This window comes from Streptomyces sp. TLI_55 (genome assembly GCF_900206255.1).
GTDB classification, from domain to species: domain Bacteria; phylum Actinomycetota; class Actinomycetes; order Streptomycetales; family Streptomycetaceae; genus Streptomyces; species Streptomyces aquilus.
The window spans coordinates 5247530-5268023 of record NZ_OAOJ01000001.1 but is presented as its reverse complement, the minus strand read 5'-3'; the positions used below and the strand labels follow the sequence as shown (position 1 = coordinate 5268023).

Below are 20494 nucleotides of genomic sequence, written 5' to 3'. Positions count from 1 at the left end.
CGGGGGTGAGGCGGATGGACCCGGCGGTCCTCGGCAGCAAGTTGGCGTCAAGCCTGATGGCGTCGCTGGTGCGCAAACTCTTCGCGCCGGACGCCCCGGGCGCGGGCCTGACCGACAAGCCCGTACGCCTGTCCTCCCTGGTCTCCTTCCGCGGCGAGAAGCGCACCCTCGGCGAGAAGGAGGTCCGCGCCCTGGCCCGCCGCATGGTCACCGCGGCCACCGAATCCCCCGGCGAGCCCCCTTTCCCCGCCGACGAGGAACCGGCCGTCGTCGACGCCCTGACCGCCCGCCTGCTGGCCCTGGGCGACCTGGACATGGACGACGTACAGGCGGTGCACCTGGGCCACTGGGAACTGGCCCGAACCCTCGCCCGTACGGTCCCTCCCCCCACCGGCCTGTCCACCGACGCCGGCTACTTCCTCGACTCCGCGACGGAGTGGGCCTGCCTCCAGATCCTGGAGTTCTTCACGCGCAGGTCCACCTTCGTAGCCCGCACCCTCGTCGAGCAGACCCGCAACCAGGCCGTACTGATCGCCAAGACCGACGAGCTGCTGTCCCGAACCCCCCGCGCCGGCGCCGAGGACCGCGCCTTCGAACGCCGCTACCTCCAGCACATCGCCGACCGCCACAACCACATCACGATCTACGGCATCGACCTGCGCGACTCCCCGGACCGGTGGCCGTTGGAGGTGGCGTATCTGAGCCTGGAGGCGACGACGGTCGAGGAACGGACCCTCCCGGAGGAACGCCCCGCCGGCCCGCTGACCGTCCAACTCCCCGCCGAGGACGCCCTCCTGACCCACGCCCGCGCCCTCCTGCGCGGCGACGCGGGCTCCGGCAAGACGACGCTGGTGCAGTGGCTGGCGGTGACGGCGGCGAAGGAGGCCGCCCACGTGCCGTTCGTCCTCCCCCTCCGCACACTGATCCGCACGGGCACCCTGCCCACACCGGCGGAGTTCCTGAACGCCGTGAGCTGCCCCCTCACTCCCCCGCAGGGCTGGGCCGAACGCGTCCTGACGGCCGGCCGGGGCCTGATCCTGATCGACGGCCTGGACGAGATCCCGGCCCCCGACCGCACCCGCACCCGCGACTGGCTCCTCGCCCTCATCCACGCCTTCCCGGGCAGCAACCGCTGGCTCCTGACCTCCCGCCCCACCGCCGTACGCCCCGACTGGCTGGCGGCCGAAGGCTTCCACGAACTGCTCCTGGCCCCGATGCGCCGCCCGGAGGTCGCGACCTTCGTCCACCGCTGGCACACGGCGGCGGAGGCCCCGGAGTACGAGGGCCCGCTACTGGACTCCCTGCGCACCAAACGCGACCTCGCCCGCCTCGCCACCAACCCGTTGATGTGCGGCCTGATCTGCGCCCTGCACCGCGACCGGCGCGGCTACCTCCCCAGAGGCCGCGAGGAGTTGTACGAGGCGGCCCTCACGATGCTGCTCACCCGGCGCGACCGGGAGCGGGGCCTGGGCGAGGAGGAGCTGGGCGAGAACGCGCAGCTGGAGGTTCTCCAACGCCTCGCCTACGCCCTCGTGTTGAGCGCTCGCACGGAGATGGACGTCGAGACGGCCGAGGCCATCGTGGAGCGCTGCCTGCCGTCGATCTCGGCGCGCGGTGGCGCGGCGTCCGTGCTCCGCGCCCTGCTGCTGCGCAGCGGCCTGCTCCGCCAACCGGCCCTGGGAGTCGTGGACTTCGTCCACCGCACCTTCCAGGACTACCTGGGCGCCCGGTACGCGGTCGAGGAGGGCCACCTCGACGTCCTGCTCAGCCACGCCGACGACACCCAGTGGGAGGACGTGATCCGCCTGGCGGTGACCCATGCCCGGCCCCGCGAACGGGCTGCGCTGCTACGGCAGTTGCTGGCACGGGAGACACCCCGGCTGACGTTGCTGGCTCTGTCCTCCCTGGAGCACGACACGGTGGTGGACGCGGCGGTCAAGGCGGCCGTGGAGTCACAGGCGGCCGCGCTGATCCCACCCCGGACGGCCGCGGAGGCGAAAACCCTCGCGGAGGCCGGGCCGCTGGTCCTGGAACTGCTGCCCGGCCCAGACGGACTGACCCCCGAGGAGGCCCTCGCCGTCACCGTCACCGCCTCGATCCTCGGCGGGGAGGAGCCCGACGGGGCATTGGCGGTGCTGAGGCGGTTCCGTGAGCATCCGGATCTCGATGTCCGGCGTCAGCTCGTGGGGACGTGGGACCGGTTCGACGCCGAGGAGTACGCGGTGGAGGTTCTGGACCACCTTGACCGTAGGGATCTCTTCATCATCTGTGCGTCGGCTGAGCAGCGAGCGGCGCTTGGCCGGATGCGTCCCTGGCCCTATCTGACGTTCAAAGGCGCCCACTCCGCCAAGGACATCCTGGCCTCCCTGCCCGCGCCCGAGGCGCTGACGGAACTGAACCTGTGGGACAACCCGCTTCTCACGGATCTCAGCGCCCTGCTGCCGCTCACCTCGCTCGACAGGTTGTTTGTGTTCGGCGGCCCGACCCTGGAAGGCCTCGATCGACTCACCACACTGACCGGTCTCGGTTTCTCCGATATCGGCGACATTTCCCAGCTGCGTTCTCTGAGGGGAATCCGCTTTCTCTCCGCGGGGCGATTGCCAGGTACCGCTCTCACAGATGCCCTGCCTGTCGACTCCTCCCTGGAGTTCCTCCTCCTGAGCGCGGGCGCCACCGATCACACCGGTCTGCGCGGATTGCGGCACTGGGCCACCCTGCGAACTCTCAGCCTCGGCCCGCTGACCACCGAACTGACCGTCGCCGACTGGCGGGAAGTCACGGAACTCCCGGAGTTGACGCACCTCTTCCTGAACGCGAAGATCATCCGCGACTTCCCGCACTCCATCGAGGCCATGCCCGAACTCCCCGGCATCGAAGTGCTGCAAATCGCGAACATGCACGGCGCCGAAGACCTTTCGCCCCTCGTCCCCCACCTGCCTGGCCTCCGCTCCGTAACCCTCCATAGCCGCCCCGGCGAACCCATTTCCCCCGCCCTCTACGAAGGCCTCTTCCCAGGCATCGAGATCAACCTGGACCTGCGGTAGGCAAACTGAAGGGGCCGGCGCCCAAAGGCACCGGCCCCTTCAACGCATCGCCCTACGGCTTACGCGTCCTTGCTCAGATTCGGCCCAGCCCCACCGGCCGCCTGCTCGATCGGCGGAACGTCCGGCAGTGCCGACTTCTCCTCGCCGCGGAACGTGAAGGTCTGGGCGTCGCCCTCGCCCTCCGTGTCCACGACGACGATGTGACCGGGACGCAGCTCGCCGAAGAGGATCTTCTCGGAGAGCGTGTCCTCGACCTCGCGCTGGATCGTGCGACGCAGCGGCCGCGCGCCCAGGACGGGGTCGTAACCCTTCTTGGACAGCAGCTCCTTCGCGGACTGGGAGAGCTCGATGCCCATGTCCCGGTCCTTGAGGCGCTCGTCCACCTTGCCGATCATCAGGTCGACGATCGCGAGGATGTCCTCCTGCGTCAGCTGCGGGAAGACGACCACGTCGTCGACACGGTTGAGGAACTCGGGCCGGAAGTGCTGCTTGAGCTCGTCCGAGACCTTGTTCTTCATGCGCTCGTAGTTGGACTTCGTGTCGCCCTGGGCCGCGAAGCCCAGGTTGAAGCCCTTGGAGATGTCCCGGGTGCCGAGGTTGGTCGTCATGATGATGACCGTGTTCTTGAAGTCCACGACCCGGCCCTGGGAGTCGGTCAGACGACCGTCCTCCAGGATCTGCAGCAGCGAGTTGAAGATGTCCGGGTGGGCCTTCTCGACCTCGTCGAAGAGGACGACCGAGAACGGCTTGCGGCGGACCTTCTCCGTGAGCTGGCCGCCCTCTTCGTAGCCCACGTAGCCGGGGGGCGAACCGAAGAGACGCGAGACCGTGTGCTTCTCGCTGAACTCCGACATGTCGAGGGAGATCAGCGCGTCCTCGTCACCGAAGAGGAACTCGGCGAGCGCCTTGGACAGCTCGGTCTTACCGACACCGGACGGGCCGGCGAAGATGAACGAACCACCGGGACGCTTCGGGTCCTTGAGGCCCGCACGCGTACGACGGATCGCCTTGGAGAGCGCCTTGACGGCGTCCTTCTGGCCGATGACCCGCTTGTGGAGCTCGTCCTCCATGCGCAGCAGACGCGAGGACTCCTCCTCGGTCAGCTTGAAGACCGGGATGCCGGTGGCGGTCGCGAGGACCTCGGCGATCAGCTCGCCGTCGACCTCCGCGACGACGTCCATGTCGCCGGCCTTCCACTCCTTCTCGCGCTTGGCCTTCGCCGCCAGCAGCTGCTTCTCCTTGTCGCGGAGAGAGGCCGCCTTCTCGAAGTCCTGGGAGTCGATCGCCGACTCCTTGTCGCGACGCACGCCCGCGATCTTCTCGTCGAACTCGCGGAGGTCCGGCGGCGCGGTCATCCGGCGGATGCGCATCCGGGAACCGGCCTCGTCGATCAGGTCGATCGCCTTGTCCGGCAGGAAGCGGTCCGAGATGTACCGGTCGGCCAGCGTCGCGGCCTGGACGAGGGCCTCGTCCGTGATGGACACACGGTGGTGGGCCTCGTAGCGGTCGCGCAGACCCTTGAGGATCTCGATGGTGTGCGGGAGCGAGGGCTCGGCGACCTGGATGGGCTGGAAGCGGCGCTCCAGGGCCGCGTCCTTCTCCAGGTGCTTGCGGTACTCGTCCAGCGTGGTGGCACCGATGGTCTGGAGCTCACCGCGGGCCAGCATCGGCTTCAGGATGGAAGCCGCGTCGATGGCGCCCTCGGCGGCACCCGCACCCACGAGCGTGTGGAGCTCGTCGATGAACAGGATGATGTCGCCGCGGGTGCGGATCTCCTTGAGCACCTTCTTCAGGCGCTCCTCGAAGTCACCGCGGTAGCGGGAGCCGGCGACCAGCGCGCCGAGGTCGAGGGTGTAGAGGTGCTTGTCCTTGAGGGTCTCGGGCACCTCGCCCTTGACGATGGCCTGGGCGAGGCCCTCGACGACGGCGGTCTTACCGACGCCGGGCTCACCGATCAGGACCGGGTTGTTCTTGGTACGGCGGGACAGCACCTGCATGACCCGCTCGATCTCCTTCTCGCGCCCGATGACCGGGTCGAGCTTGGATTCACGAGCGGCCTGGGTGAGGTTCCGGCCGAACTGGTCGAGGACCAGGGACGTCGAGGGGGTGCCCTCGGCAGGCCCGCCGGCGGTGGCGGTCTCCTTGCCCTGGTAACCGGAGAGCAGCTGGATGACCTGCTGCCGCACCCGGTTGAGATCTGCGCCCAGCTTGACCAGGACCTGGGCGGCGACGCCCTCGCCCTCGCGGATCAGGCCGAGCAGGATGTGCTCCGTGCCGATGTAGTTGTGACCCAGCTGAAGGGCCTCGCGGAGCGACAGCTCCAGGACCTTCTTGGCACGGGGGGTGAAGGGGATGTGCCCGGACGGGGCCTGCTGGCCCTGGCCGATGATCTCCTCCACCTGCTGGCGGACCGCCTCGAGCGAAATCCCGAGGCTCTCAAGGGCCTTGGCGGCGACACCCTCACCCTCGTGGATCAGGCCCAGGAGGATGTGCTCGGTGCCGATGTAGTTGTGGTTGAGCATCCGGGCTTCTTCCTGAGCCAGGACGACAACCCGCCGCGCGCGGTCGGTGAACCTCTCGAACATCGTTAATCGCTCCTCAGAGCGGTCAGGCAGTGGGGGGAACTTCCCCTCCCTGTCCTTCCGCAGCTTAGTCCCGCAAGCGGGGACCGCTCATTCCAACTGCCGACACCGTCGATGGCCTCCTGACCCCGAACGCCGACATCTGCTCCAACCTGATGGTGCGAGACGATGTTCCCGCAGGCCAGGCAGTTACCCCTACTGTCAGTACGCCGATGGCGAACGTGAGACGGCCTGTCCTGCGTGTCGCCCCCTCCCACTAGGGATGTCTTACCCGCTGGGACTGACACTCCATGCCGAGCGCCCCGGTTCCCTCCGCTATGGGCGAACAACCTTGCGTCCCCTCACACCCCGGGACGCCCCCTCTTTCGCCACGCTGCGCATTCACCGGAACACCCAGCGTAACTCGCACGCTCCTCGGACGGTTGCACTTGGCATGGTTGGCACCCTCCCCCCGGCCGCCCCTCCGCTCCCGGCGGCCCCCACGGTCCCGCTCCCCCGCCGGCCGCTCGACGCGAGCGATCAGGTCCGCCGGTGGTACGAGAACGATCTGGGGTGGCCGACGGTGCCCGACGGCCCGGGAACTCCGGTACGACTTTTCGTGGGCCCGCTGTTCGACGTCCTGGACGTGCCGGTCGAGGCGGGCCTGGCCGCGCTGCGGCATCTGGCGCCGGGCTCTCCGGTGGCCGTACAGGACGGACGGATGCGGCTGCTGCTGGCCGCGGGCAGCGCGGAGGAGGTGCCCGGGGTCCTGGACTGGCTGGAGTGGGGGTCCCTGCGGCTCGACCTGAGCACGCTGGGCGAGGGCGACACGATGACCGCGCCCCTGCCCGCCGACAGCGGCGTGACGCCGCCCGGCGGTGCCGGCGTTCTGGAGCCGAACTCCACCGGCCTTCGGCCGTTGCTCATTCGGAGCGCGTACGGCGCCCTGCAGGGGGCCGCCGTGTGGCTGCGGCCCCCCGAGGCGGGGTGCGAGGTCGAGGCCTCGCTGCCGACGCTGTCGGCACTGGGGGGCGGTGGGGGCGCCCCCGATCTCGTGAGAGTGCTGGACACGGTGGCCACGCAGTGCCACCGTCTGCGGCTGCGCGCGTGCGCTCAGCCACCTGCCTTTTCCTAAGCGTCGCGCTCAGGCGTTGGCCTTCTCGTAGGCCTCGCGAATGGCCGCGGGAACACGACCGCGGTCGTTCACGTCGTGGCCGTTCTCCTTCGCCCAGGCGCGGATCAGCGCGGTGTCCTGGCTGCCGCCGCCGGAAGCGGCGCGCGTCTTTCCGCGACCGCCCGCAGCACGGCCTCCGGTACGACGACCGCCCTTCACGTAAGGCTCGAGAAGGCCACGGAGCTTGTCCGCATTGGCAGTCGTGAGATCGATCTCGTACGTCTTGCCGTCCAGCGCGAACGTCACGGTCTCGTCCGCCTCGCCGCCGTCGAGGTCGTCGACAAGAAGGACCTGAACCTTCTGTGCCACCGGATTTCCTTTCATCGATAACTTCAGGACCAGGGTCTGCGGCGTCCGCCGTTTCGCCACCCCTGTTATATGCAGTACTGCAGTACGTCGGAAAGCAAACCGCTTTTGCTGGAAAAACACAAACCCCTGGGAGAGACAGACCGGCCGACACCGGTCCGGAAACATGCGCGTTTCGGACATAGGGAACCTGGGCATCGTGCCGCGGCCGAATACGCCTTGATCACAGATGCAGAAGCATCCGGCTGTTGCCCAAGGTGTTCGGTTTCACTCGTTCGAGCCCCAGGAACTCCGCGACACCCTCGTCATAGGAACGCAAGAGCTCCGCGTAGACATCGGTGTCGACGGGCGTCTCGCCGATCTCGACGAAGCCGTGCTTGCCGAAGAAGTCCACTTCGAAGGTCAGACAGAAAACCCGGCGAACACCGAGCCAGCGCGCGGTGTGCAGCAACTTCTCCAGCAACTGATGCCCGACACCGGCACCCTTCAGGCCGCGCTTCACCGCGAGAGTACGAACTTCGGCAAGGTCTTCCCACATCACGTGCAGTGCGCCGCAGCCGACGACCTCGCCGTTGTCGTCCCGTTCGGCGACCCAGAACTCCTGGATGTCCTCGTAAAGCGTCACCGTCGCTTTGTCGAGCAGGATGCGTCGCTGGACGTACTCGTCGAGGAGAGCGCGCACCGCCGGCACATCGCTGGTGCGGGCCCGCCGGACGGTGATGGCTTTTGCGGTGACTTCGGGGCTCTGAGGAGACGAGCTCTCTGCTGACATGTGCGGACGCTATCGCCCGTCGCCGCCCGGCGCCGAGGCGGGGTTCTCGCGGCCGGTTTCGGCGGCGGTATCCGCCGCGGGCGCTTCCGGGGTTTCCGGTCCTTGGACGATGCGTACGGCGTCCCGCAGCGCCTGTCGCTGTTCGTCGCTCATCATCCCGAAGAAGGCGACGAGAGCGGCGGCGGGGTTGTCGCTCTGCGACCAGGCGTCGTTCATCAGGGCGGCGGCGTAGGCGGCGCGAGTGGAGACGGCCTCATATCGATAGGCCCGCCCTTCGGCCTCCCGTCGCACCCAGCCCTTCTGATGGAGATTGTCCAAAACGGTCATCACCGTGGTGTAGGCGATGGACCGTTCCTGCTGCAGATCTTCCAGGACTTCCCGAACGGTCACCGGGCGGTTCCACTTCCACACCCGCGTCATGACCGCGTCTTCGAGTTCTCCCAATGGGCGAGGCACAACTCAGCACAATAGTGGGAGATCTCGGTATTGGCGTGCCGGACGTGCACGTCACCGGCAAACGAGAACAAAAAGGGCGTACGACTCGGAAAGCGAGGGAGTCGTACGCCGGTGAGGGCGGGCTCGGACGCGGGTCAGACGTCCGTCTTCGCGGAGGCCTGCCGGGCACCCTCCGCGCGCGCGAGGGCGGCGTCGACGACCGCGTCCTCCTTGGCCTTGTTGGCCCCGCCCTGGGTCTTCACGATCACGCGGATCACACCGATGAAGAACACCGCCATGACGACGGGGGGCAGGAGCGCGGAGACATAGTCCATGCGTCCAGGGTAGCCAGGGGGCCCACGCGCGCGGGCCCGGGGTGGGCGTACCGGTATTTGCCGACACAGGGGGCGTGTCGTGACGGACGCCCGGTACGCCCGGTCGAATCAGCCCGCGGCGAGTTGCTGCGGCGGGTTCGCGGGAGGCGGTGGGGTCGGCTTGCGGCGGGGGAAGACCTCGCCCGGGGTGGGGATGGGGCGGCTCGGCTTCGGGTCGGCAGGGACCGGGCCCGGCTTCTCCGCGGGCTTCTTCGCGGGCGACGCGGGCTTCTCCGGCTGCTCGGCGGACGCTTCGCCCAGCGCTCCGACGAGGGCGCCACCGGAGCCGGCGGGCGCGGCCGAGAGGCCCCCTGGGAGGGCCAGGAGGCGGGTGCGGGAGGCCGGGACGGCCGGGGCGGCCCGGCCAGCCGTGCCGCGCGCCAGACGGGCGCGTACGTCCTGTTCCGCGAGCCTCTGGCAGCGGTCCAGCAGCGCTGCCGCCGTGGGGTTGCCGCGCAGGGCGCGCAGCGCGGCGAGGTCGTCGGGGTTCGGGCGGTACCCGGCACCCAGCGCCTCCTCCAGGAGGGCCAGGTAGCCGGCGGCGGTGCCGGGCAGGGCGTCGCGGTACCGGGCGAGGTCGGCCACCAGGAAGGCACGCAGCCGGGCGCCCTCGCGCATCGCCTCGTCGAGGGAGTCGGCTAGGCGGAGACAGTCCTGGACGTCCTCGGCCGAGGCGGTTCGGGGGTGAAGGGCGAGGGCGAGAGCGCGGCGGAGCACACGCAGCTCCTCCACGCCGAACGCCATGCCGCCGCGGGATCCGTATGGCGTGGGCATGCGGCGACGATACGCGCTAATCAGACAAATTCGACATAGCGGATGGGCGTGGCGCGAGCGGCCACCCGGTTGCCCGCCCCCGTCTCACATCCGCGAGACGTTCCGCTCGTACACCAGCCGCAGTCCCACCAGCGTCAGCCACGGCTCGTGCTCGTCGATCACCGACGACTCGCCGAGGACCATCGGTGCGAGACCGCCCGTGGCGATCACCGTCACGTCGTCCGGGTCCTCCGCCAGCTCCCGGGCCATCCGGTTCACGACCCCGTCGACCTGACCGGCGAAGCCGTAGATGATGCCGGACTGCATCGCCTCGACCGTGTTCTTGCCGATCACGCTCCGCGGCCGGGCCACCTCGATCTTCCGCAGCTGCGCGCCCCGGACGCCGAGCGCCTCGACGGAGATCTCGATGCCGGGCGCGATGACCCCGCCGATGTACTCCCCGCGCGCGGACACCGCGTCGAACGTCGTCGCCGTACCGAAGTCGACGACGATCGCGGGGCCGCCGTAGAGCTCGACCGCGGCGACCGCGTTGATGATGCGGTCCGCGCCGACCTCCTTGGGGTTGTCGGTGAGGATCGGCACGCCCGTCTTCACGCCCGGCTCGACCAGGACCGCCGGCACGTCGCCGTAGTAGCGCCGCGTGACCTCACGCAGCTCGTGCAGCACCGAGGGGACGGTCGCGCAGATCGCGATGCCGTCGATGCCGTCGCCCAGTTCCTCGCCGAGCAGCGGGTGCATGCCCATGAGGCCCTGGAGCAGCACCGCCAGCTCGTCGGCCGTGCGGCGGGGGTCCGTGGAGATGCGCCAGTGCTCGACGATCTCCTCGCCGTCGAACAGACCGAGGACGGTCTGGGTGTTGCCTACGTCGATCGTGAGGAGCATCGCGACTACTCCGCCTCACGCAGGTCGAGACCGATGTCCAGGATCGGCGAGGAGTGGGTGAGAGCTCCTACCGCGAGGTAGTCGACGCCGGTGTCGGCGTACGCGCGCGCGTTGTCCAGCGTCAGCCGGCCCGAGGCCTCCAGCGCCGCCCGCCCGTGCACGAGCGCCACCGCCTCCTCGCACTCGCCCGGCGTGAAGTTGTCCAGAAGGATCAGGTCGGCGCCCGCGTCCACGACCTCGCGCAGCTGGTGCAGGGTGTCGACCTCGACCTCGATCGGCACGTCCGGGAAGGCCTCCCGTACGGCCTTGAAGGCCTGGGCCACGCCACCGGCGGCGACCACGTGGTTGTCCTTGACCAGGGCCGCGTCGGACAGCGACATGCGGTGGTTCACGCCGCCGCCGCAGCGCACCGCGAACTTCTCCAGCGAGCGCAGGCCCGGCGTCGTCTTCCGCGTGTCCCGCACGCGTGCCTTGGTGCCGTCCAGGGCGTCCGCCCACGCGCGCGTGGCGGTCGCGATGCCGGACAGGCGGCACAGCAGGTTGAGCGCGCTGCGCTCGGCGGTGAGGAGGTCGCGCGTGCGCGTGGTGACCGACAGGAGCTTCTGCCCGGCCTCCACGCGGTCGCCGTCCTCCACGTGCCGCTCGACCTCGAACTCGTCCTCGCACACCACCGAGACGACCGCCTCGGCGACCCTGAGGCCGGCCACGACGCCCGCCTCGCGCGCGACGAAGTCGGCGGTGGCGACGGCGTCCTCGGAGATGGTCGCGACGGTCGTCACGTCCACGCCGTGGTCGAGGTCCTCCTGGATGGCCACGTTGGCGATGTCCTCGACCTCGACGGGGTCGAGCCCGGCGTCGGCCAGGAGCTGGGCGAGCGCGGGGTCGAGCCCGCACTCCAGATATTCCTCGCCGCCGTCCGCGCCACAGGCGCAGCCGTCGCCGCAACCGCCGGCGGAGGCGAGGGGAAGGTCGTCGGTGCTCACTGCTGTCACTGCTCCTGAAGGGGCCGGCGGGTCGGGGGGAAGTCTGCGGTATCCGTGGTGTGTACGGCGAGGGTCCGGTCCGGATTCAGCCGTACGACGATGTGGCGCCGCCATGCCGCGTCGTCGCGGTCGGGCTCGTCCTCGCGCCAGTGGCAGCCGCGCGTCTCCTCGCGCAGCTGGGCGGCGGTGACCAGGACGCGGGCCACGCACAGGAGGTTGGTGGCCTCCCAGGTGTCGACGCCGGGCTCGGCGGTCTTGCCGTTCTCGTCGAGGGCGCCGCGTGCCTCGTCGTGCAGCCGCTGGAGCTGCTCGGCGGCCTGCGCGAGGGACTCGGCGGAGCGCAGGACGCCCGCGCCGCTCGACATGATCCGCTGGATCGCGAACCGTGCCTCGGGCGACTGCAAGGGGTGCGCGGGCTTCTCGGGGTGCTCGACCGGCTCGGGCACGCGCGCGTGGAGGCCGTTCGCGGCGTGCTCCGCCGTGATGTCCGCGACGATGCGCTCGGCGTAGACGAGTCCCTCGAGGAGGGAGTTCGACGCGAGCCGGTTCGCGCCGTGCACGCCGGTGCAGGCGACCTCGCCGCACGCGTACAGGCCCGGGACGGTCGTCCGGCCGTGGGAGTCGGTGCGCACGCCGCCGGAGGCGTAGTGGGCGGCCGGGGCGATCGGGATGGGCTCGGTGACCGGGTCGATGCCATGCGCGCGGCAGGCGGCGAGGATCGTCGGGAAGCGGTGCTCCCACATGTCGGCGCCGAAGTGCCGGGCGTCGAGGTACATGTGCTCGGCGTCCCGCTCCAGCATCCGGCGCAGGATGCCCTTGGCGACGATGTCGCGGGGCGCGAGCTCGGCCAGTTCGTGCTGCCCGACCATGAAGCGCACGCCGTCGGCGTCGACCAGGTGGGCGCCCTCGCCGCGGACCGCCTCGGAGACCAGCGGCTGCTGGCCCTCGGCGTCCGGGCCGAGGAAGAGCACGGTGGGGTGGAACTGGACGAACTCCAGGTCGCTGACCTCAGCGCCCGCGCGCAGGGCGAGGGCCACGCCGTCGCCGGTCGACACGGACGGGTTGGTGGTCGCGGCGAAGACCTGACCCATGCCGCCGGTCGCGAGGACGACCGCGGGGGCGTGCACGGCGCCCACGCCGTCGTGCTGGCCCTCGCCCATGACGTGCAGGGAGACGCCCGCCGTACGGCCGTCCGCGTCCGTGAGGAGGTCCAGGACGAGCGCGTTCTCGATCGTGCGCAGGCCACGCGCGCGTACGGCCTCGACGAGCGCGCGGGAGATCTCCGCGCCGGTCGCGTCGCCGCCCGCGTGGGCGATGCGGCGGCGGTGGTGGCCGCCCTCGCGGGTGAGCTCCAGGGCGCCCTCTTCGGACTCGTCGAAGTGGGCGCCGGTCTCGATGAGGCGCCGTACCGCGCCGGGGCCCTCGGTGACGAGGATGCGGACCGCGTTCTCGTCGCACAGGCCCACGCCGGCGACCAGGGTGTCGTCGAGGTGCTGCTCGGGGGTGTCGCCCTCGCCCAGGGCCGCGGCGACGCCGCCCTGCGCCCAGCGGGTCGAGCCGTCGTCGAGGCGGGCCTTGGTGACGACGACGGTCCGCAGGCCCGCGGCCTCGCAGCGCAGGGCCGCGGTCAGGCCGGCGACGCCGGAGCCGACGACGACCACGTCCGCGTCGATGGACCACCCGGGCGCGGGCGCGTGCAGTCGTATGCCTGTGCTGGTCACGAGGCGGCTCCGAGGTTTCCGAAGGTGAGCGGGAGGTTGTCGATCAGCCGGGTCGTCCCCACCCGGGCGGCGACGGCCAGGACGGCCTCGCCGGTGAAGTCGTCCTCGACCTCGGTGAAGTCGGAGGGGTCGACCAGGGCCAGATAGTCGAGCTCCAGGGGCGGCGAGAGGCGCGCGGCGTCGTCGAGGACCAGGCGGGCGGCGGCGCGTACGGCCGAGGGGGCGCCCGGGATCGCCTTCGCGACGGCGTGCGCGTCGGCGGCCGCGCGGGACTCCCCTATGGCGCTCAGCGCCTCGGCACGCGCGTGCGTGGCGGGCACCTCGCGCGCGCGGGCCCGCAGCGCCTCCTGGGCGGCGTGCCGGTCGCGGCCCGCGAACAGCGCCTGGGACAGCGCGAGGGCCGTGTGGCGCTCCTGGGGCGAGAGGTAGCGGTTGCGGCTGGACAGGGCCAGGCCGTCCTCCTCGCGCACGGTGGGTACGCCCACGATCTCGACGCCGAAGTTCAGGTCCCGCACCATGCGCCGGATGAGGGCGAGCTGCTGGGCGTCCTTCTGCCCGTACAGGGCGACATCGGGACGGGTGAGGTGCAGCAGCTTGGCCACGACCGTGAGCATGCCGTCGAAGTGGCCGGGGCGTGAGGCCCCCTCCAGGCGCTCGCCCATGGGGCCCGCGCTGACGCGGACCTGGGGCTCGCCGCCGGGGTAGACCTCGTCGACGGAGGGCGCGAACACGGCGTCCGCGCCCGCCTCCTCGGCGATCTTGACGTCGGCGTCCAGGGTGCGCGGGTAGCGGTCGAGGTCCTCGCCCTGGCCGAACTGCAGGGGGTTCACGAAGACGGTGACGACGACCTCGCCCTTGGGCCCCGCGATCTCGCGCGCGGTGCGGATCAGGGTGGCGTGTCCCTCGTGGAGGGCGCCCATGGTCATCACGACGGCACGGCGGCCTTCGCGGACGCGCGCGTGGAGCTCGTCGGCGGTGCGCAGCAGGGTGGTGGTCATCCGGCATCTCCCTCGGTGCCGTCGGTGCCAGGGGTCCCGTCGCTTCCGTGGGTCCCGTTGGCGAGTACCCCGAGGAGGTCCTCGGCGAGCTCGGGCTTGAGCAGCCCGTGGGCGAGCGCCCGGTCGGCGGTCGCGCGGGCCATCGCCAGATAGCCCGCGACGGTCTGCGGGGAGTACTTGCGCAGCTCGGCCACGTGCGCCGCGACGGTGCCGGCGTCCCCGCGCGCGACGGGCCCGGTCAGGGCCGCGTCGCCGGAGCGCAGGGCGTTGTCGAGGGCGGCGCCGAGGAGCGGGCCGAGCATACGGTCGGGAGCCGTGACACCGGCCTCCCGCAGCAGCTCCATGGACTGGGCCACCAGCGTGACGAGGTGGTTGGCGCCCAGCGCGAGCGCCGCGTGGTAGAGCGGCCGGCGCTCCTCGGCGATCCACTCGGGCTCGCCGCCCATCTCGATGACGAGGGCTTCGGCGGCCATCCTGAGCTCCTCGGGCGCGGTGACCCCGAAGGAGCAGCCGGCGAGCCGCTGGACGTCCACGGGCGTGCCGGTGAAGGTCATCGCCGGGTGCAGGGCCAGCGGCAGCGCGCCCGCGCGCAGGGCGGGGTCGAGGACCTTCGCGCCATATCGCCCGGAGGTGTGCACCAGCAGCTGTCCCGGCCGTACCGCGCCGGTCTCGGCGAGGCCCTCCACGAGGCCGGGCAGGGTGTCGTCCGGGACGGTCAGGAGCACCAGGTCGGCACGCTGGAGGACCTCGGCGGGCGGCATCAGCGGCACGTCCGGGAGCATCTCCGCCGCCCGCCTGCGGGAGGCGTCGGACACCCCGGACACGGCCACCGGACGGTGCCCGGCGAGCTGGAGGGACGCGGCCAGCGCGGGCCCCACGCGTCCGGCGCCGACGACGCCGACGGTGAGGCGCGCGGGGCGGTCCCTCGGGTCTGGCTGTTGGCTTGTACTCACGCGACGGAGGCCTTCCCGTTCCAGTCCGCATCTGGGTACCGGACGATTTCTCGTCATGTTAACGCGATTGGTTCGAGGGCCGTCCGGTTGTCCACAGGCTGTGGGTTTCCCCACGTCGCCCGCGAACGGAAATGGGGGTGCCCATGGGACGGGCCGCGGGGGATGATCACGGGCATGAGCGATGCTGCGGAGCAGGTGGACGAGAAGTCGGCGGAGGAGCGGTTGCGGGAGCGCCGCAAGAAGGCCGTCCGTGCGGCGCGGCGGGTCCTGTGGCGGGGCGGGCTGAGCCTCACGATCCGGGACCGGCTCGCGTCACTGGCGGAGGCCGCCCCCGAGGTCTACGACCTGGAGGAGCAACCGGACATCTACGGCAACGGCGTCGTGACAGCCCTGGAAGAGCGGGTCGCGTCCCTGCTGGGCAAGGAGGCCGCCGCGTTCTTCCCGACCGGCACGATGGCCCAGCAGGTCGCCCTGCGCTGCTGGGCGGCCCGTACCGGGAACGCCACGGTCGCCCTGCATCCGCTGGCCCACCCCGAGGTCCACGAACGCCATGCCTTCGCCCAGGTCAGCGGCCTGCGCCCGGTACGCCTGACCGGAGAGCCGCGGCTGCCCACCGCCGAAGAGGTGCGCGACTTCGACGAGCCCTTCGGCGCGCTGATGCTGGAGCTGCCGCTCCGGGACGCCGGATTCGTCCTGCCGACCTGGGAGGAGCTCACCGAGGTCGTGGAGGCGGCGCGGGAGCGCGACGCGGTGGTGCACTTCGACGGCGCGCGCCTGTGGGAGACCACCGTCCACTTCGGCCGCCCCCTGGACGAGATCGCGGGCCTGGCGGACAGCGTCTACGTGTCGTTCTACAAGTCCCTCGAAGGCCTCGCCGGAGCCGCGCTCGCAGGCCCGAAGACGCTGGTGGACGAGGCGAAGACCTGGCGGCACCGGTACGGCGGGGCGCTCTTCCAGCAGTTCCCCACGGCGCTGTCGGCGCTCGTCGGCCTGGAGCGGGAACTGCCCCGACTGCCGGAGTACGTCCGTCACGCGCGCGTGGTGGCCGCCGCGCTGCGGGAGGGGTTCGCCGAGGCGGGCGTGCCCTGGGCGCGCGTGCACCCCGAGGAGCCGCACACCCACCAGTTCCAGGTCTGGCTGCCCTACGACCCCGAGGTCCTGGTCGAGACGGCGGTGCGACAGGCGGAGGAGACCGGGACGTATCTGTTCACCGGCTTCTGGGAGCGCGGCGGGCCGGGGCTCGCCCTCACCGAGGTCACCGTGGGCGCGGCCGGCCTGGAGTGGACGGCCGACGACGTGAAGGCGGCGGTGGCGGACTTCGTGGCGCGGCTGCCGTAGGGCCCGGCCCAGCGGGGCCTGCCGTAGGGCTCAGCGAGCGGGGTGCAGCCAGTGGGCCAAGGCCCGCCTCATCCGCCCCCGGGCCGGCCGTTCGGCGAGCACCGCGCGGAAGCGGCGGTAGTCCCGCCACTCGCGCACGACCTGCCAGTCGTGGGCGCCGGGCGCGGGCGGGGCGGGCTCGCCGTGCTGCCGGGCGCGGTAGGTGTCGAGGAGGTACTGCTCCGTGATGCTCATGACTGATCGCCTTCTCGGCTCGTGCTCCGATGGGGCGGGGGCCGCGGCTGCCCCGGTCCTCCCAGGTTGCGCCGGTACGGCGGCGCCGTCGCGTCGATTGACGGCCGCCGTCAATCGGGGGCGGCGTTGTCAGTGGCGGGGTGCACCATGAGGGCATGAGCGTGCGCATCGACATCGCGGGGCTGCGGCCGGAGAGGGTCGCCGTCGTGCCCTCACCCCTGGCCGAGCTCGGCATGGCGCTGCACGCGCTGGCCGAGCCGGGACATCATCCGGGTCTGCAGGGCTGGGTGACCGGCGTGACCGCGCGGCTCGACTCGCACCTCGCCGACCGGATGTGCGAGGCGGACTTCCTGTGGCGGACGACGTTCTCCGACCTGTTCCTGCCCTTCGCCGGCATTCCGGGCCGGAGCACGCTTCCGGGGGCGACGATCACCCAGGAGCTGGACCTGCTCGACAAGCTGACGGACGAGCAGTTCGTGGACGCGGCTCTGGAGTTCACCTGCGCGGTGCCCTACTCGTCGTACGGCCCCACCGTGCTCTCCGACCCCGAGCTGCACCGGCGCGCCCTGGAGCTGGCCGCGTCGCGCGGGCCCCAGCAGGTGCGGTTCACCGAGCGGCTGCTGGCCGACCCGGTGCGGATCCGGACCTGGTTCCGCGAGTTCGTTGAGGACTGCGACGCGGCGTTCTTCGCCGACACCTGGTCCCGGCTGCGCCACCAGCTCGCGGCCGACGCCCGCCACAAGACCGACCTGCTGCGGCACAAGGGCCTCGCCGAGGCGCTGACCGCGGTGTCCACGGCGTTGACGCTCGACGAGGCCTCCGCGCGGATCACCGTCGACAAGCTGGGCGACGGCCGGACCGCCACGGAGGGCGGCGGCCTGCTGCTCGTCCCGACGAGCCTGGGCTGGCCGCATCTGAGCGTGCTGCACCGCCATGGCTGGCAGCCGACGCTGCACTACCCGGTCGGCTCGCCCGAGCTGGCGTCACCGTCCTCGGTGGAACAGCTGGCCCTGCGGATGACCGCGCTCTCCCACCCCGTCCGGATGCGCCTGTGCCGCCATCTGGCGCGCAGCGCGTACACCACGAGCGAGCTGGCCCAGGCGCACGGCATGACCGCCCCCGAGATATCCCGCCACCTGAGCGTCCTGAAGAAGGCGGGCCTGATCACCACCCGCCGCCGCGGGCGGTACGTCCTGCACCAGCTGGACGTGACCGTGGTGGCTCGGCTGGGCAGCGACTTCCTGGAGGGCATCCTGCGCTGAGCGCGCGGGAGTCCGGCTCAGTCGAACCGGATGTGCTTCACCCCGATCCGCACCTGCCTCAGCCGTGTCCGCAGCGCGCCCTCGTTGTTCGGCCTCAGCCGCAGCCCGGCGAGGACCGCGATCCGGTCCGCCGTCTTCGGCACGGTCGAGTCGTCCGTCCACAGATGCTCGGCGAACTCCGGCTCGCGCAGCCGCTCCAGACAGTGGTCGAGCTGCCGCACGGCCCAGGTCTCGCGCCCCAGGCCGGCGTTCTTGCCGCCCACGAACCGAAGGAGGTGCCCGAAGCCGCGCTCCCGGAGCCGCTTCACGACCGTCTCGCGCTGCGCGAGGAGCGTGAAGTGGCGTACGTCATGGCCGAGTTCTCCCAGGCGGCCGACGGTCTCGGCGAAGTAGCCGGAGTCCGTCACCGTCATCGGCGCGATGACCACGCCGTCGTGCTTGGTGAGGGCGAGGTCGAGGACCTCGACGACGCCCTGCCGCCAGGACGTCAGATCCTGGAAGTCGCCGCGCAGTCCGGGCGGCAGCATGCGGCGCAGCCCGAAGCCGGCGTGCTCGGGGTCGCAGACGACGCTGCCGGGCAGGCGGCGCTGGATCTCGTACGCCGTCTGCGTCTTCCCGCCGCCGAAGGGGCCGTTGATCCACAGGAGCATGCGCAGACCCTAGTGGGCGGCGGTCACGCGGGCGTCACGTTCGCGTGACTCAGCCGTGCCCGCCGGCCCGGACCAGCCCGGTCTCGTAGGCCAGGACGACCACCTGCACCCGGTCCCTGAGCCCCAGCTTGGTCAGGATGCGGCCCACATGGGTCTTCACGGTCGCCTCGGACAGGACCAGGCGGGCCGCGATCTCGCCGTTGGACAGGCCCTGGGCGACCAGCACCATGACCTCGCGCTCGCGGTCGGTGAGCCGCTCCAGCTCCTTGTGCTGGGGCTCCTTGCCGGTGCTCGGCAGCATGGGCGCGAACCGGTCGAGGAGGCGGCGCGTGGTCGAGGGCGCCACCACGGCGTCCCCGCTGTGCACCGCGCGGATCGCGGCGAGCAGCTCGCCGGGCGGCACGTCCTTGAGCATGAAGCCGGAGGCGCCCGCCTTCAGCCCGGAGAAGGCGTACTCGTCGAGGTCGAAGGTGGTCAGGATGAGCACCTTCGGCGGGTTCTCCTCCTGGCAGATGCGGCGGGTGGTCTCCACGCCGTCCAGCTTCGGCATGCGCACGTCCATCAGCACGACGTCGACGGTCGTGGCCCGCAGCACCTGGAGCGCCTCGACGCCGTCGCCCGCCTCCGCGACGACTTCCATGTCCGGCTGGGCGGCAAGCACCATCCGGAACCCGGTGCGCAGCAGCACCTGGTCGTCGACGAGCATCACGCGGATCGTCATCGGGGCCTCTTCCGTCTCTCTACGACTCATCTGGTTGCGTCGGCAGGGGTGTTACAGGTGTCAACAGGGGGCGTGCGTCGGCGTCAGTGCACCGGTTTCAGCGGGAGCAGCGCGCTGATACGGAATCCTCCGCCCGGACGCGGTCCCGCATCCAGGGTGCCGCCGACCATACCGACGCGCTCGCGCATCCCGATCAGTCCGTGTCCCTGGCCGTCGGCGCCGCCGTCCTCGTACAACTCGTGCGGCGCGCCCTTGCCGTCGTCCTCGACGAGCAGGCCGAGCCCGTCGTCGAAGTACACCAGGCGCACGCTGGCGCCCGCGTTGGGCCCGCCGTGCTTGCGGGTGTTGGTGAGCGCCTCCTGCACGATGCGGTACGCCGTCAGCTCGACGCCACTGGGCAGCGGGCGCGGGGTGCCCTCCACCTTGAAGTCGACCGGCAGGCCGGAGGTGCGGCACTGCTCGACCAGGTCGTCGATCTGCTCGACGTCGGGCTGCGGGACGTACTCCCCTACCTCCTGGTGCTCGCCGGTGCGCAGCACGCCCAGCAGGCGGCGCATCTCGGCGAGGGCCTGGCGGCCGGTGGAGGAGATCGTCTCCAGGGCCTTCTTCGCCTGGTCGGGCGCGGCGTCGAGGACGTACGCCGCGCCGTCGGCCTGCACGACCATCACCGAGACGTTGTGCGCGACCACGTCGTGGAGCTCGCGCGCGATGCGGGCGCGTTCGGCGGCGACCGCGACCTTCGCCTGCGCCTCGCGCTCCTTCTCCAGCCGGCTCGCGCGCTCCTCCAGCTGCGCGAAGTAGGCGCGGCGGGTGCGCATCGAGTCGCCGAGCACCCAGGCCAGCGCGAACGGCACCGTCTGGAACACGATCAGCGCCGCGTTGGCCAGGGCGCTCGCGTCGTGGTTCCACCACCGCAGATGCGCCACGCACGCCGCGCTCAGCCCCATGGCGAGCGCGAGCCGGGACGCCCAGCGGGCGCCGGTCGCGGCGACCGTGTAGACGATGACCAGGAACGCGAAGTCACCCGGCGTCGTGGGGACGTCCGTCAGCAGTTGGGCGACGCCGATGGCGATGGCCAGGAGCAGCATCTTCTCCGGCATGCGCCGACGCAGCGCGATCACCACGCACAGCAGGAGGACGATCGGGATGACCGCGGCCTCGGCGTCGGTCCCCTCGTCCGACTGCTCGGCGACTTCGAACACGACCGAGATCCCGAACAGGAAGAAGGCCCAGAAGCCGTCGACCCATGTCGGGTGCCTGCGGAGGAAGTCATAGAGGCGCTGCACGTAACCCAGCGTAGGGAAGCGTGATA

At 71.2% G+C, this 20494-nt stretch carries 19 protein-coding genes; 4 read left to right on the top strand and 15 right to left on the bottom strand.

Annotated elements, in window-relative coordinates; genetic code table 11:
• Positions 1-14: 14 nt before the first annotated feature.
• Positions 15-3044 (top strand): NACHT domain-containing protein, encoded by a 3030-nt coding sequence (locus CRP56_RS24240; RefSeq protein WP_097267284.1) that lies wholly within the window; start codon positions 15-17, stop codon positions 3042-3044.
• 59 nt (positions 3045-3103) lie between these two features.
• Here the strand turns inward: CRP56_RS24240 and CRP56_RS24235 are convergent, their stop codons facing one another.
• Positions 3104-5629, bottom strand: a complete 2526-nt coding sequence (locus CRP56_RS24235; RefSeq protein WP_059193963.1) for an ATP-dependent Clp protease ATP-binding subunit — start codon at positions 5627-5629, stop codon at positions 3104-3106.
• A 430-nt stretch (positions 5630-6059) separates the two neighbouring features.
• On the opposite strand from CRP56_RS24235, the gene CRP56_RS24225 reads away from it, so the two are divergent.
• The gene (locus CRP56_RS24225; RefSeq protein WP_097267281.1) at positions 6060-6740 is read left to right on the top strand and encodes an SCO3374 family protein; all 681 of its coding nucleotides are present in this window, start codon (positions 6060-6062) and stop codon (positions 6738-6740) included.
• Between the two features lie 9 nt (positions 6741-6749).
• Here CRP56_RS24225 and CRP56_RS24220 read toward each other — a convergent pair whose 3' ends face one another.
• From CRP56_RS24220 to CRP56_RS24175, 10 genes are all read right to left on the bottom strand, one after another.
• Positions 6750-7088, bottom strand: coding sequence for a histone-like nucleoid-structuring protein Lsr2 (locus CRP56_RS24220; protein WP_097267279.1), 339 nt, complete (start codon positions 7086-7088; stop codon positions 6750-6752).
• A gap of 220 nt (positions 7089-7308) precedes the next feature.
• On the bottom strand, positions 7309-7857 hold the full coding sequence (locus CRP56_RS24215) for an amino-acid N-acetyltransferase (RefSeq protein WP_059193966.1): 549 nt from the start codon (positions 7855-7857) through the stop codon (positions 7309-7311).
• Positions 7858-7866: 9 nt separating this feature from the next.
• A complete protein-coding gene (locus tag CRP56_RS24210) occupies positions 7867-8313 on the bottom strand; it encodes a BlaI/MecI/CopY family transcriptional regulator (protein WP_257040960.1) in 447 nt (148 codons plus the stop codon).
• Positions 8314-8447: 134 nt separating this feature from the next.
• Complete coding sequence (locus CRP56_RS24205) at positions 8448-8627, bottom strand: hypothetical protein (protein WP_059193968.1); 180 nt, start codon at positions 8625-8627, stop codon at positions 8448-8450.
• Positions 8628-8735: 108 nt separating this feature from the next.
• Positions 8736-9410, bottom strand: a complete 675-nt coding sequence (locus CRP56_RS24200; protein WP_097267276.1) for a hypothetical protein — start codon at positions 9408-9410, stop codon at positions 8736-8738.
• 114 nt (positions 9411-9524) lie between these two features.
• Positions 9525-10322 (bottom strand): type III pantothenate kinase, encoded by a 798-nt coding sequence (locus CRP56_RS24195; RefSeq protein ID WP_097267275.1) that lies wholly within the window; start codon positions 10320-10322, stop codon positions 9525-9527.
• A 5-nt stretch (positions 10323-10327) separates the two neighbouring features.
• Positions 10328-11305: a carboxylating nicotinate-nucleotide diphosphorylase gene (gene nadC, locus CRP56_RS24190; protein WP_097267274.1), complete on the bottom strand. Its 978-nt coding sequence runs from the start codon at positions 11303-11305 to the stop codon at positions 10328-10330.
• Between the two features lie 5 nt (positions 11306-11310).
• Entirely contained in the window at positions 11311-13026 is a 1716-nt protein-coding gene (locus CRP56_RS24185) for an L-aspartate oxidase (protein WP_097267272.1), read from the bottom strand.
• Positions 13023-14024 (bottom strand): pantoate--beta-alanine ligase, encoded by a 1002-nt coding sequence (gene panC, locus CRP56_RS24180; protein ID WP_097267271.1) that lies wholly within the window; start codon positions 14022-14024, stop codon positions 13023-13025. Before panC ends, CRP56_RS24185 begins: the two co-directional genes overlap by 4 nt.
• Positions 14021-14977: a Rossmann-like and DUF2520 domain-containing protein gene (locus CRP56_RS24175; RefSeq protein ID WP_097267269.1), complete on the bottom strand. Its 957-nt coding sequence runs from the start codon at positions 14975-14977 to the stop codon at positions 14021-14023. The genes panC and CRP56_RS24175 overlap by 4 nt, the downstream gene beginning before the upstream one ends.
• Before the next feature lie 174 nt (positions 14978-15151).
• Here CRP56_RS24175 and CRP56_RS24170 point away from each other — a divergent pair, with 174 nt between their 5' ends.
• Entirely contained in the window at positions 15152-16315 is a 1164-nt protein-coding gene (locus tag CRP56_RS24170; protein WP_097274407.1) for a threonine aldolase family protein, read from the top strand.
• Positions 16316-16345: 30 nt separating this feature from the next.
• Here the strand turns inward: CRP56_RS24170 and CRP56_RS24165 are convergent, their stop codons facing one another.
• Complete coding sequence (locus CRP56_RS24165; protein ID WP_097267267.1) at positions 16346-16549, bottom strand: hypothetical protein; 204 nt, start codon at positions 16547-16549, stop codon at positions 16346-16348.
• Between the two features lie 155 nt (positions 16550-16704).
• Here CRP56_RS24165 and CRP56_RS24160 point away from each other — a divergent pair, with 155 nt between their 5' ends.
• Positions 16705-17811: a DUF5937 family protein gene (locus CRP56_RS24160; RefSeq protein WP_097267265.1), complete on the top strand. Its 1107-nt coding sequence runs from the start codon at positions 16705-16707 to the stop codon at positions 17809-17811.
• 17 nt (positions 17812-17828) lie between these two features.
• Here the strand turns inward: CRP56_RS24160 and CRP56_RS24155 are convergent, their stop codons facing one another.
• From CRP56_RS24155 to CRP56_RS24145, 3 genes are all read right to left on the bottom strand, one after another.
• On the bottom strand, positions 17829-18461 hold the full coding sequence (locus CRP56_RS24155; RefSeq protein ID WP_097267262.1) for an AAA family ATPase: 633 nt from the start codon (positions 18459-18461) through the stop codon (positions 17829-17831).
• Between the two features lie 49 nt (positions 18462-18510).
• A complete protein-coding gene (locus tag CRP56_RS24150; RefSeq protein ID WP_059193979.1) occupies positions 18511-19182 on the bottom strand; it encodes a response regulator transcription factor in 672 nt (223 codons plus the stop codon).
• 83 nt (positions 19183-19265) lie between these two features.
• Entirely contained in the window at positions 19266-20468 is a 1203-nt protein-coding gene (locus CRP56_RS24145; protein ID WP_097267260.1) for a sensor histidine kinase, read from the bottom strand.
• Positions 20469-20494 lie beyond the last annotated feature (26 nt).